Source organism: Shewanella sp. BJSY2023SW005 (assembly GCF_047314585.1).
Classification (GTDB): domain Bacteria; phylum Pseudomonadota; class Gammaproteobacteria; order Enterobacterales; family Shewanellaceae; genus Shewanella; species Shewanella algae.
Map to the genome: position 1 here is coordinate 51939 of NZ_JBKORJ010000038.1, position 12995 is coordinate 64933.

The following is a 12995-nucleotide window of genomic DNA, read 5'->3' on the forward strand; positions in this document are numbered from 1 at the left end:
GCTTGGTTTCCTTAGAACTTCATCAGGAACTGAGTCGAGGCCTCGACATCCGGGGTAAACAACCTGTCCTTGTCGTAGTAAGCCACCTGTTTGCGCAGCGCCTTTAACAGTTGTTCATTCTGGGGTGACAACTGCCTGTGGTTCACTTTCTTCTGCAGGTCCATCGCCTGGGCCACCTGCATCAGCTCAAAGCCATAGATGCGTGCCACGCCATCCACCACCTTGCTGAGATTCTTGCCGGCCTGGAAGTAGTTGCTGAAGTTATCCTCGATACCGCCTTGGTTGGCTATACCATAGAAGGACACGGGATTGGCCGCATGGGCTATCTCGACAAACAGGGCGGTGAAGCCATTCTGCAGGGTATAGAAAGCCTGACCATTGGCATCATCAGGGTCGACCAAGGCTCTTGGCAAACCTGTGAAGTAAGGGTCAATCAACTTGATCTGGCGATTACTGGAGTATTTGCCCAACTGCGCCATGGCATTGATAAAGGCTTCGGTCTGGGACGCCAATTGGATGGTATCGAAGTTGGCCGAGGAGTTAATCGCCCCAGATACCGGCCCTTGGGTAAAATACTGTGCCACTTGAGGGGCTTCGGCGTAACGTCCGGGTTTGGCATTGATGTAAACCGTAGGATTATCATCAGAGCTGTTAATCTGAATATTCACCAAGGTTTCCAACTGCTGCAGCTGCGACATGGCATGGGCCACAGGCCAGTGAGCACCGCGATAGGATAGCGCATCCTGCAACGGCCGCTTCTCGTCACGCTGGAATAGATATCCCCCCTCCAGATTGGTCAAAATCTCTTGACCTACCTTCTCGACATTCGGCATAGGTCTGGCCGCCAGGGTATGAGGTAGCAGAGGGCTGATATTGCCGTTGATCCCTTCAAGGGCCGCGGCAATGAGTCTGGGAGAGAATTGAATGATCTGGCGGGCATCACCAATGGCGTTGACCACCTGTGCCGTTGCCAGGGCGTTGTTGGACAGAATCGAGAGTGAGTCCTTGCCAAAGGGCACCAGCGGCTTGATCCCGGCCTGCTTCATCGCCTTGGCGGCAGACATCCGCTGGCCTTTGTAGAACACATCCCACTCGCCCATCATGGCGGCGCCTATGTGTGAGGCCAACAGGATATCACTCAACCCCACAGAGCCATCTTCCGGCACCACGGGGATAATGTCTTCGTTGATAAACTCCTGGTAAATGCGGGCCACGTCCGGCTGCACACCCACATGCCCCGTGGCTATCTGATTCAGGCGGATCGTCATCGCCATTTTCACGGTTTCCGGCGCTATGGGTTGGCCACTGGCCGCCGAGTGGGTAAACAGCATATTGCGGTTAAAATCTTCCGACAGTTTGCGGGCTTCGGCACTCAAAGAACCGTCTTTACCAAATACCGGGGTATCCTTGTTCTTGCCCACCCCAACGGTGAGCCCGTATACGGGAGTGCCTTTACGGGCAGAATCTATCAGGAGTTCATGGCTTGCATGAATTGTCTTTTGCGCTTCTTTGCTGAGAGCCACCTGCACTTGTTTATCTTTCAGCTGCAGTAGCTGCTCTATCTTGAGTGACTGACCATCCAGGGTAATCACCTCTGCCGCAGAAGCGCACCCCAGGGGTAAAGCCACTGCCGAAACTATCAATATATTGGATAAGCCTCTCATCAACACTGTTCTCCAAGAATAAAACGACTTAATCAGAACTTATTAATGTGAACGCCAAAAGCACTATTGATAATTTAAATGGCTGCCACATTAAAGCACTACTTTACTTATATAAGTTATTTATCCAGCAGCTAATAAAAACTGGTATAAATATAAAATTCTTTTTTAATTAACTCAGTTAGGAAATTACAACACAGAAAATAACTTAAAAAGCGAGATTGGGTATTTATTCAGACTGGATTGCAAATATGTAAATTACTGCCCTTGAGTGCCGTTTTTTGACATTACTTTGACAAAACAAAATTTAGGGAGGTGCAGTTTGCTTTCATTGCTATAACCACAACAGAAAGGGAGAGTCACTCCGGGTGACTTGCAGGGCTCGACAAATTGGTGAAAGATAGAGCGCTTCAACAATAACAATTATCCTGTACCCGGAGCCTTTCATGCGCATGCTGTCCCTGCTCTGGCTCGCTGTCGCGACGTTACCCGGCGCCGCACTTGCCGAACCAGCCACCCAAGCCAACACCTATATCAATGATGCCATTTTGCCGCCGCTCAACCCCTGGAGTGGTGCCAGCGAGGCCTTAATGCGTGCAGCCGACGACAGCTGGGCCACGCCTTTTGAGCAATCCGGCGGTATTGAAAGCCCAAGCTATCAGCAGACCTTTGCCTGGCTGGATAGGCTGATGACCCAAAGCAACAAGCTTAACAAGGTGAGTCTGGGCAAGAGCCCCCAGGGGCGGGATATCTGGATGATAGTGGCCAGCGCCGAAGGTGCTGCCACCCCGGCACAGCTGAGACGTAACCACAAGCCCAATGTTCTGGTGCAAGCCGGGATCCACTCGGGTGAAATTGACGGCAAAGATGCCGGCATGATGTTATTGCGGGATATCATAGTCGGCGACAAGGCCGAGCTGTTGGAACAGGTCAACCTGCTGTTTGTGCCGATTTTCAGTGTCGATGCGCACGAGCGCTCCAGCCAAAGCAACCGAGTTAACCAACGCGGCCCACTGAACATGGGCTGGCGAACCACCAGCCAAAACATCAACCTCAATCGTGACTACGCCAAGGCCGACAGCATGGAGATTCAACACATGCTGACCGCCATCAACGACTGGCAGCCGCAGCTGTATATTGATGTGCATGTCACCGACGGTATCGACTACCAATATGATGTGACCTTTGGTTACAACCTGTCTCAGGGGCTGAGCCCCGCCGGCTACAACTGGCTGCAGCAGGAATATCGCCCGGCGATAGAACAGGCGCTGACCCAGGCAGGTCATATCCCGGGGCCTCTGGTCTTCGCCTTGGACAATACCGATTTGAGCAAGGGTATGTCACTGTGGAATGCCTCGGCCCGCTACTCCAACGGTTACGGCGATGCCAGACACCTGCCGACCATATTGATTGAAAACCACAGCCTCAAGCCGTTTCGGCAACGGGTACTGGGCACTTATGTGATGCTGGAGCAAACCCTCAAGACTGTGGGGGCCAAAGCGACCAAGCTGCGCGCAGCGATAGAGAAAGACAAGTACCGCTATCCACGGCTGGTGACCCTGACCTGGAAGTCACAAAAGCAGGAGCAGGGCTGGGATTTCAAAGGCATAGACTATCAACTGGAACAGAGCCCTATTTCGGGCAAACAAGTGGTGCGCTGGACCGGCGAGCCCAAGCTTTATCCCAACCTGCCGGTAATAGGCAACACAGAGGCGGATATCCGGGTCAGCCGCCCGGCCGCTTACTATATTCCGCCCCAGTGGCAAGAGGTGATTGCCAAGCTATCGCTACACGGCATTCGTATGAGCCGCCTGGAGCAACCTCAAACACTGAAGCTGCAACAGTATCGCCTCAGCGAACCCCAGTTTGCCGCCAGTGACTATGAAGGCCGCCAGAGAGTCAGTGCCAAAGCCAAACTGGAAAAGGTTGAACTCACCTTACCCGCCGGTACCGTCAAAATAAGCACTGAGCAGCCGCTTGGCGATCTGGCGATGATACTGCTGGAACCACAATCGCCCGACTCACTGCTACAGTGGGGCCTGTTCAACACCATATTCACCCGTACCGAGTATATTGAGGACTACGCGGTTGAACCTTTGGCACAACAGATGCTGGCCAACTCCAAAGCGCTCCAGGCCGAATTTGACCAGGCGCTCAAAGACCCGGCCTTTGCCGCCGATGCCAAGGCCAGGTTGCGTTGGTTCTACGAACGCAGCCCTTACTATGACAAGGCTTACCAGGCTTATCCCGTCTATCGCGCCAGATAGGCCCTGACAATAAGCTATCCAGGAGTCGAGCGATGAAGCAGCAGGATGAGTTACAGGGAGGCTGCCTGTGCGGCGCCATACGTTATCGCCTCGAGGGTGAACCGTTCGATGTCGACCACTGTTACTGCAGTCAATGCCGTAAGAGCACAGGGGCTGTAGTGGGCAGTTGGATGGACGTCAAACTGGAGCAACTCACTTGGCAGGGTGAAGCCGTGCGGGAATATGCCTCTTCGGCCAAGATCCGCCGCGGCTTTTGCCCAAACTGTGGCACCAGCCTGAGTTATCGCAGTCTCGACTATCCAGAATTTATCAGCTTGAGTATTGCTTCTTTGGATGACCCAGACAGGGTGGCACCCAGATATCATATCTACTGCGCCAACAAACCCGCCTGGCTGGAGATTAGCGACGACGGCCCCCGTTATCCCGCTAATCGCAGTCAAGGCGACTAGCCGTCGGCAGAAGCGTTATTGCGCAATAAAAAATCCGCCCTGTGGCGGATTTTTTGTCATTCATTGAACCAAAGATTACATATCACAAGGCTTCAGCGGCTTACGCAGCTGCGCCCGGACATTATCCATACCGGCATAAAACTCTTTCATCATCAGCAGGCCCATCATCTTGCCGTTGTCTGTAATGATCAGCTCATCCGGGTTGCTGGGATCATTCTTGATGGCGCCAATCAGCTTCATCGAGCTCATCTCTTTGAACAGGGCTGTGTCCAGATTCACGCCGAAGGTATCGCAAAAATACTTGCGCGACAGACGACCGGAGAACATCCCCAGAAGGAAACGATACTGCATTACATCTTTCTTGCTGTACTGCTTTTGCTGCTCAACACCCATCTTGCCGCTGGCGATCCGCTCCTGATACTTGCGCAGCGAGAAAGTATTCACATGCAGGGTATCGTTGAGGAAACTGAATGAGCCTGAACCCACACCCAAGTATTCGTCGTAATCGATAACGTACTCGTCAAAGCCTTCATCGTTGGCCTTACCAAAGGCCCAGGCCGACAACTGGTTGTACTGGCCATTGAGGGTATTGAGGATCATCCGGTACTGGTTGGCCATATCGGCCTGAGGCGCAGCCAGTTTCCCTTTGACGCTCTTGCGGGTCTGGTGGGTGATCATCAGGGGATAAGTGGTGATCTGGCGCGGATCCAGTCTGGAAGCCATATCCAAGTCATGCTGGATCACTTCGTCTGTCTGACCGCGGAAACCGAAGATCAAATCGACATTGATAATAGGAAACAGCTCTTTGGCAGCCATGATCTTGTCGAATGTTTGCTGGCCGGTGCCAAACTTTTCCAACCTGTCTGTCATCTTGAGGATGTCATCATTAAAGCTCTGCACCCCGATGGACATGCGGTCAACCAATCCCTTGAGCTGTTTAAAGCCCGGGCTGTCCAAGTGTTGGGGATCCGATTCACAGGAGACTTCCTTGATGGAAGGGAACAGGGTCTTGGCATACTCAATAGTGCGCGCCAGTTCATCTTCCAGCACAGTCGTAGTGCCGCCGCCTATGTACATGGACTCGAAGTCATAGCCCAACTGCTTGACCATATCCATCTCTTTACGCAGCGCCACAAAATAGGCACGGGCCTTGTCTTCCTTGAACAGGAAGCGGTGGAAGGTACAGTAAGAGCAAAGCGTGTGGCAGAAAGGCACATGGGCATAGAGCATGTATTTCTTGCCCTCTACCGGAGCCGGCATCACATCAGCAGAAATAGTGTCCAGCCTCAGGTTCTTGTCAACATAGTACTGCATCACCCGCTCCATGGCCCCCAGCATCCAGTTGGGTACTGTAATATTGGCTTGGTATGGAGTGACCAGTTGGCGATCGAGAGTTTGGATAATTGATGACATAAGGCTTCCTGTTAGTTTTGCTAATCCCTAGATACCACAAACAGTTAGGTGATTTCCAAGGTACTGCCAGCTGTTTGTAGACTACCTCCTGCACAGGAGTCAAAACGTGAACTGGCTAGAAGTTAACAATACCTATCAGCATCGAGAGTGGCGTTTTGTTAAGCAGATCATGTTTTAGTATTAACGGATGAAAAATCAACCTTTCGAGGGGTGCCTTTACACCAGGCAGCAAAAAGGGGTCCGCAGACCCCTTATTTTCAGCTGAGCTTAAACTGTCTGACCACGCTGGAGAGCTGATCTTTGGCAGCGGCCAGTGCCGCGGTGCTGCCGAGTGTCGCCTTGCCACTCTGATTTAGCTCTTCCACCATTTCGCGAATGACACTGAGGTTGCGGGTAATCTCTTCAGAAACCGAGCTCTGCTCTTCGGCAGCCGTGGCTATCTGGCTACTGAGGCCATTGATATCAAATACATGCTCGGTCAGCCCCTGCAAACTTTCGGCCACCAGAGTCGTGGTATCGGCCGTTGCCTGACAGCTCTGGCGAGTACGATTCATGGCATTCACCGCCGAATCGGCTCCCTGACGCAGCTGTTCCAACATATTGTTGATCTCTGAAGTGCTGGCCTGGGTGCGTGCCGCCAACGCCCTGACTTCGTCGGCCACCACAGCAAAGCCACGTCCCTGCTCACCGGCGCGGGCCGCTTCGATGGCCGCATTCAGCGCCAGCAGGTTGGTTTGTTCGGCAATCTCACCTATCACATCCAGCACACCGGCAATTCTACGGGTGCTCTCATCCATCTCGGCAATGGTCTGGGAGGCACTGTCGACTTCGCTGACCAGCGCCATCACATTGTTGGAAGCCTGTTCGACCGCCTGACGGGACTCATCCCCTTGAGCTCTGGCCTTATCGGTCAACTGTGCGGCGGAGGCAGCATCGTTGGCAACCCCTTGAGCGGTAGCGCTCATCTCTTCAACCGCGGTGACTACCTGGTCGGTTTCCAAGGCGTGGGCCTGCAATGCGGCCGAGTTGGACTCAGACTGAACATTGAGCTCACCGACCTGCTGCGCCATATGTTCCGAGGCTTGGGCGATTTCACGGATCATGACTTGTAATCTGTCGCTGAGCTGATCCAGATCGGCCGCCAGAGTGCAGAGTTCATTCTTGCCCTGGATCCCTATCTTGTGGGTCAGGTCGCCGACCGCCAGCTTGGCGACAGATTGTTGGATCCGGCTGACAATGGCCACCAGATGGCGGCTCATAAGGAGTGCCATCAGCAAGGAAGCCACTATGGCAAACAGGATCAAACCAAGCAGAATGACTTCGGCATTATCCACCTCGGAAACCGTCATCTGCCCCAATTCCTGGTTACGCTCGGTTATCTGCGCCACCAGCAGATTGATCTCGGCACTCACCTCAGGGCCCAGATCTCGTCTTACCGGAGTGAGTACCGGCTCTGTACCGGTTCGCTCGGCCAGCGCCAGCTCATCGAAGTAGAGACGGGTGTATCTGTCGATTCCGGGTTTGAGAACGGCGATTCGCGCACCACCATTCTTCATAAAGGCTGTGTCGAATTTACTCAGGCGGGCTATCAGGTCATGCACTCTGTCCTGATGCTGGCGTACCCCTTGAGTGTTGTGCACCAGGGAAGCCAGCCGCAGTTGATAGAACTCTTCGCGGATCCCGGCGAAAGTCTCGGTCAGATTGTTGTTATTCACCAGACGTTCGCTGACGTCATTGAGTTGGAAAAAAGCACGATAAGCAAAGATGCCGATCACTATCAGTAGCACACTGGACAGCAAAGACGGCAGCATGGATAACACACTGGTTCTGGTATTGTTGATCATGATGGTATCTGATTGAATGAAGAAAAATACGCGTAACTTTGTTACGTTTGTAGAACCATTTTACATATTGGCGATTAAATAAGCAATCCATCATAATGTCATTAAAAATTGAAATAATCCTTAATAAACATAATGTTGTTTTATTTGAATTGCATTTTTTACACTTTAACAGTCAAATCGTTAACTATTTTATGGATCAAATCGGAAATTTTGTTACAAAAACAGTTAAACAGCAGAAGAATTAAGCTAAGGATTAAAATAATTTAATGATTAAAAACAGTTAATTAATGCCAATCACTCAAGAAAATGGCACTTTGACCACCTATTTAGAGGTATAAGTGCCATAAATAAAATAATCACCGCTTTATTTTTCATTATTGATAAAAAAGCCGTGTCGACTGACACGGCTTTTCTGCAAAGGGCTGGCCTCAGTCTCTGTATTTCAGAGTACCGTTGGCCTTGATCTCGTCATACCACAGGTTGTGGTGTTGAGTTGCCCAGTTTTCATCACAGTAACCGGAAACCATACACTCCATACCACCTTCAGACATAACAGTTGCCATAAAGATATGCACTATGGAGAAGGCACATATGATGATGGCACTGATTGAGTGCAACACCAGAGCTATCAGGCTCAGGGTACGGCTAGGTTCAAACAGGTTGGGGAACAGCAGCAGCATGCCTGAGGCAGAGATGATCAGTCCAAAGAAGGCAAAGGCCCAGAACCACATCTTCTCACCGGCGTTGGCAAAGCCGGCATCAGGGTGTTTGCCCTTGAAAGGACCGAAGTTGATGTACCCGCCCACGACCATAAACCACTTGACGTCATACATCTTGGGTAACTGGTTCTTGGCCCACAACAGAGTCATCAGCGCCCAGCCGAACATGAAGGGAATCGCCATCACGTCGTGCACTTGTTTGGCACCATTGACCATGGATGCCCAGAAGCCTTCACCCAGATAAGGCTGGAAGAAGAAACGCCCGGCCAGCAGCACCAAGCCGGTGAGGATCAGCAGCAAGCAGGGAATCGCCCCCAGCCAGTGAATGCTCACATCAAACTTGGACCAGCGATGTACCATCTTGCCGGAGAAACCATGGTGCAGTTTGGAAATACCGTTAACCATGATAAACAGGGCAAAAATGATGATCATGCCGAACAGGGCCAGCATCAACCCGGGGGCCAGCCAGTCGCTGCGCAGTTCCAGTACCCGCAGATCATAGGTGTTGATCGGCTGGTTGTGGAACTGGCTCTGGGACGTGGTGTAACCCGTTGCCCCATCCTTGAGTTGTGCCCAGATCTGGGCGTCGCTCGCTTGTGGTTCCACAGGTGCATCGGCACCATTGGCAAAGCAAACCGCACTGAACAAGAGCGCAATAGCCAAGCCTATGTGTTTGAACCATTTGTTCATATTAACCTCTCTCACCGACCCGGTAGTACCGGGTCGGATATTCGTGCCGTCTGTTACTTCCAGGCGCCGTTTTCGGCACCGCGATAAGCCACACGCTCGCGGTAGATGCCGGAAACCACTTCCGCATCACCGGCCAGCAGGGCCTTGGTTGCACAGAGTTCGGCACACATAGGCAGCTTGCCTTCTGCAATACGGTTGGCACCGTATTTCTGACGCTCGGCATCCGAATGGTTTTCTTCAGGACCACCGGCACAGAAGGTACATTTGTCCATCTTGCCGCGGGAGCCGAAGGCACCTGATTTCGGGAACTGAGGTGCGCCGAATGGACAGGCATAGAGACAGTAACCACAACCGATACAGGTATCTTTGTTGTGCAGCACTATGCCATCTTCGGTACGGTAAAAGCAGTTGGCAGGACACACGGCCATACAAGGCGCGTCGCTGCAATGCATACAAGCCACAGAGATAGAGGCCTCGCCGGGCTGACCATCTTTGATGGTCACTACGCGGCGACGTTGGATACCCCACTCGAGAGCGGAGTCGTTTTCGTTTTTACAAGCGGTGACACAGCCATTACATTCAATGCAGCGCTTGGTATCACACAGAAATTTCATTGTAGCCATAGTGGCAATTCTCCTCGCTTAAGCTGCACTTATGCTTTGACGATCTGACAAAGCGACGCCTTGGTTTCCTGCATCTGAGTCACTGGGTCATAACCATAGGTCAGCGCAGTGTTACAGGATTCACCCAATACGTAAGGCACTGTGCCTTCCGGATAGTTGGGTTCCAGGCTCTCGCCGTGCATGATCCCGGCAAAGTGGTAAGGCATCCAGGTCACACCTGGTTTAACCCTTGGGGTCACCATGGCTTGAACCAGAATTCGGCCGCCTTCGGCGCCTTCCAGCCATACCTTCTCACCGTCACGGATACCGCGGTCGGCAGCATCACCAGGGTTGATCTCAACGAACATCTCCTGCTGCAGCTCGGCCAGCCATGGGTTGGAACGTGATTCTTCACCACCACCCTCGTATTCCACCAGACGACCGGAAGTCAGTACCAGTGGGTACTTGCCACTGACATCTTTCTCCTGGATAGACTTGTACAGAGTCGGCAGACGATGTACTTGCATGTCGTCATAAGTTGGGTACTTGGCTACCAGATCGCGACGGGCTGTGTACAGCGGCTCGCGGTGTACTGGCACCTGATCAGGGAAGGTCCACACGATACAACGGGCCTTGGCGTTACCGAATGGGATACAACCGTGCTTAATGGCAACCCGGACAATACCGCCTGAAAGGTCGGTCTTCCAGTTCTTGCCTTCGGCTTCGGCTTTCTCTTCAGCAGTCAGCTCGTCCCACCAGCCCAATTGCTTGAGCAGCTTGTCGGAGAACTCAGGATAACCGTCCTGGATTTCAGCACCTTTGGAGAAGGAGCCTTCGGCCAGCAGGTTCTTGCCTTGATATTCCACACCGTAACGGGCACGGAAGTTACCGCCACCGTCTTTGACGTGCTTGCTTGTGTTATAGAGGATCTGGGTACCTGGATGCTTCATCTCAGGTGTACCCCAACATGGCCAAGGCAGACCATAGGTTTCGCCCTTGCATGGGCCACCTTCGGCTTCCAGAGTCTTGTTGGAGAAAGTGCCCCAGTTCATGGTGTGTTGCTTCAAACGCTCAGGGCTTTGGCCGGACATACCGATAGTCCACATACCGCGGTTGATTTCGCGAGTGATGTCTTCGATCAGAGGCAGACCATTCTCTTTCTTGATACGCTTGGTGTACTGCTCGGCGAAGCCCAGTTTCTGTGCCAGACGATACATGATTTCGATATCTGTCTTGGACTCAAACAGCGGCTCGATAACCTGCTCACGCCATTGGATAGAACGGCCTGAGTTGGAGATGGAACCACGGGTCTCAAACTGAGTCGCGGCAGGCAGCAGGTAGACGCCATCCTTACGACGGTGCATAACACCGGCCATAGTTGGGAATGGGTCAACAACAACAACTGTATCCATCTTGTCCAGTGCATCTCGCACGTCGCGCTGACGGGTTTCAGTGTTGACAGACTGACCCCAGAAGAAGGCCAGACGCACGTTGTCTTTCTGTGCCAGCTTCTGCTTGTCTTCCAACACACCGTCGTGCCAACGGGAACAAGGAATACCCGGAGTCGTCATAGGTTCGCGGCCCAGGTAGGTACCCTGGTCGAAGCGGCTCTTCATCCACTCCATATCCAGATCCCATACGTGGGTCCAGTGTTGCCATGCCGCAGAGGTCAGGCCGTAGTAACCTGGCAGGTTATCGAACAGCAGACCCAGGTCGGTAGCGCCCTGTACGTTATCGTGACCACGGAAGATGTTGGTACCACCACCGGAAACACCCATGTTACCCAGAGCCAACTGCAGGATACAGTAAGCACGGGTGTTGGCATTACCTACGTGGTGCTGGGTACCACCCATACACCAAACCACAGTGCCTGGACGGTTATCGGCCATCATCTTGGCGGCCTGGTACAGGTACTCTTCGCTACAGCCAGTGATGTTGGCCACTTCTTTAGGTGGGAACTTCTTGGCTTCTGCACGGATGGTTTCCATCTCGAACACACGTTCTTTGATGAAAGTCTTGTCTTCCCAGCCGTTTTCGAAGATATGCCACAACATACCGTAGATAAATGGAATGTCGGTACCCGGACGGATAGAGCAATGCAGATCGGCATGAGCCGCGGTGCGGGAGAAACGTGGATCAACCACGATCAGCTTGGCATTGTTCTTCTCTTTGGCGATCAGAATGTGCTGCATGGAAACAGGGTGCGCTTCTGCAGGGTTGGCACCAATGAAGAAGATGGCGCGGGCATTCTGAATGTCGTTGAAAGAGTTGGTTTGCGCACCATAGCCCCAGGTGTTGGCCACACCGGCTACAGTGGTAGAGTGACAAATACGGGCAGAGTGGTCGACGTTGTTGGTACCCCACATGGCGGCCAGCTTACGATACATGTAGCAGCCTTCGTTGGAGAACTTGGCACTACCCATAAAGTAAACAGAATCCGGACCCGATTCCTGGCGGATCTTCAGCATCTTGTCACCAACTTCGTTGATGGCCTGATCCCAGCTGATACGCTTCCACTTACCGCCTTCAAGCTTCATTGGATACTTGAGACGCTTCTCACCATGGCCGTGCTCGCGCAGTGCAGCACCTTTGGCACAGTGACCACCGGCGTTGAATGGGTGATCGAAGGCAGGCTCCTGACCAGTCCAAACACCGTTTTGTACTTCGGCATACAGACCACAACCTACGGCACAGGCACTACAAATAGTACGCTTGACTTCGATAGGCGCATCATGAGGTACATCTTTGGCTTCGGCACGACGCATCATGCCGGCACCCAGCATAGAGGCGGCAGCGATACCACCGGCAGTAATACCGGCATTCTTCATAAACTGACGACGGCTGATCCCCAGTTTTGGTTTGTCAGCCTTAGGGGCGACATTGGATGTGCGAGTTAACTTCATCGCTTGAGATCTCCTGGATTAGCTACGCAGGCTGTTGTAATAGCTGCGGATATGCGCTGTTTCGTGATAGCCCTTTTTTGCGGACTTCGCTTCAACAGGCTCATTGGCCTGAGCGGCACTCACCCCTGTAGCAGCAATCGCGGCACCCGCGGCACTGCCTATGGTGATAGCCTTCAGCAGGGATCTGCGGTTCAGATCTGGCTTCTGGTCTTTCATCTTCGCTCCTGATAATTTTCACCCGCGTTGCGGGTGACACGACTCTCTTTTGTGCACTCCAGCCCTTTAACAACTCAAGCTGCACTCATGTACAAAAAAGGTAAAAACTCCGTTACATATGAATAGAGTCCTTCTATAAGCGTGGGCAATATAAGGCTTTGCAACTGGATGGATTTTGATCTGGGACAGTTTGAATGTAAGCCCCATGGGAGCGGCTGTTCAAAGCGTTAA

General features: G+C 52.5%; 9 protein-coding genes. 2 read left to right on the forward strand and 7 right to left on the reverse strand.

Annotated elements, in window-relative coordinates:
* Window positions 1-11: 11 nt before the first annotated feature.
* The gene (locus tag ACMHXI_RS12230) at window positions 12-1664 is read right to left on the reverse strand and encodes an HAL/PAL/TAL family ammonia-lyase (RefSeq protein ID WP_107111847.1); all 1653 of its coding nucleotides are present in this window, start codon (window positions 1662-1664) and stop codon (window positions 12-14) included.
* Window positions 1665-2107: 443 nt separating this feature from the next.
* Between ACMHXI_RS12230 and ACMHXI_RS12235 the strand changes: the two genes are divergently transcribed.
* Window positions 2108-3928: a M14 family metallopeptidase gene (locus ACMHXI_RS12235; RefSeq protein WP_413735053.1), complete on the forward strand. Its 1821-nt coding sequence runs from the start codon at window positions 2108-2110 to the stop codon at window positions 3926-3928.
* A 32-nt stretch (window positions 3929-3960) separates the two neighbouring features.
* Window positions 3961-4377, forward strand: coding sequence for a GFA family protein (locus ACMHXI_RS12240; RefSeq protein ID WP_144165313.1), 417 nt, complete (start codon window positions 3961-3963; stop codon window positions 4375-4377).
* Between the two features lie 75 nt (window positions 4378-4452).
* Here ACMHXI_RS12240 and ACMHXI_RS12245 read toward each other — a convergent pair whose 3' ends face one another.
* From ACMHXI_RS12245 to ACMHXI_RS12270, 6 genes are all read right to left on the reverse strand, one after another.
* The gene (locus ACMHXI_RS12245) at window positions 4453-5790 is read right to left on the reverse strand and encodes a coproporphyrinogen III oxidase family protein (RefSeq protein WP_413735056.1); all 1338 of its coding nucleotides are present in this window, start codon (window positions 5788-5790) and stop codon (window positions 4453-4455) included.
* A 257-nt stretch (window positions 5791-6047) separates the two neighbouring features.
* Complete coding sequence (locus tag ACMHXI_RS12250) at window positions 6048-7634, reverse strand: methyl-accepting chemotaxis protein (RefSeq protein WP_144165311.1); 1587 nt, start codon at window positions 7632-7634, stop codon at window positions 6048-6050.
* A gap of 428 nt (window positions 7635-8062) precedes the next feature.
* Window positions 8063-9043, reverse strand: coding sequence for a formate dehydrogenase subunit gamma (locus ACMHXI_RS12255; RefSeq protein WP_044733397.1), 981 nt, complete (start codon window positions 9041-9043; stop codon window positions 8063-8065).
* A gap of 53 nt (window positions 9044-9096) precedes the next feature.
* Window positions 9097-9666: a formate dehydrogenase FDH3 subunit beta gene (fdh3B, locus tag ACMHXI_RS12260; RefSeq protein ID WP_025010615.1), complete on the reverse strand. Its 570-nt coding sequence runs from the start codon at window positions 9664-9666 to the stop codon at window positions 9097-9099.
* A gap of 29 nt (window positions 9667-9695) precedes the next feature.
* Window positions 9696-12548 carry a molybdopterin-dependent oxidoreductase gene (locus ACMHXI_RS12265; RefSeq protein WP_025889567.1) on the reverse strand — a complete coding sequence of 951 codons (2853 nt, stop codon included), beginning with the start codon at window positions 12546-12548 and terminating at the stop codon, window positions 9696-9698.
* An 18-nt stretch (window positions 12549-12566) separates the two neighbouring features.
* Window positions 12567-12764, reverse strand: a complete 198-nt coding sequence (locus ACMHXI_RS12270) for a twin-arginine translocation signal domain-containing protein (protein ID WP_025010614.1) — start codon at window positions 12762-12764, stop codon at window positions 12567-12569.
* Window positions 12765-12995: the final 231 nt, after the last annotated feature.

Coding starts and splice junctions, on each gene's coding strand:
- ACMHXI_RS12230 (WP_107111847.1), bottom strand. CDS start 1,664: ATGAGAGGCTTATCCAATATATTGATAGTTTCGGCAGTGGCTTTACCC.
- ACMHXI_RS12235 (WP_413735053.1), top strand. CDS start 2,108: ATGCGCATGCTGTCCCTGCTCTGGCTCGCTGTCGCGACGTTACCCGGC.
- ACMHXI_RS12240 (WP_144165313.1), top strand. CDS start 3,961: ATGAAGCAGCAGGATGAGTTACAGGGAGGCTGCCTGTGCGGCGCCATA.
- ACMHXI_RS12245 (WP_413735056.1), bottom strand. CDS start 5,790: ATGTCATCAATTATCCAAACTCTCGATCGCCAACTGGTCACTCCATAC.
- ACMHXI_RS12250 (WP_144165311.1), bottom strand. CDS start 7,634: ATGATCAACAATACCAGAACCAGTGTGTTATCCATGCTGCCGTCTTTG.
- ACMHXI_RS12255 (WP_044733397.1), bottom strand. CDS start 9,043: ATGAACAAATGGTTCAAACACATAGGCTTGGCTATTGCGCTCTTGTTC.
- fdh3B (WP_025010615.1), bottom strand. CDS start 9,666: ATGGCTACAATGAAATTTCTGTGTGATACCAAGCGCTGCATTGAATGT.
- ACMHXI_RS12265 (WP_025889567.1), bottom strand. CDS start 12,548: ATGAAGTTAACTCGCACATCCAATGTCGCCCCTAAGGCTGACAAACCA.
- ACMHXI_RS12270 (WP_025010614.1), bottom strand. CDS start 12,764: ATGAAAGACCAGAAGCCAGATCTGAACCGCAGATCCCTGCTGAAGGCT.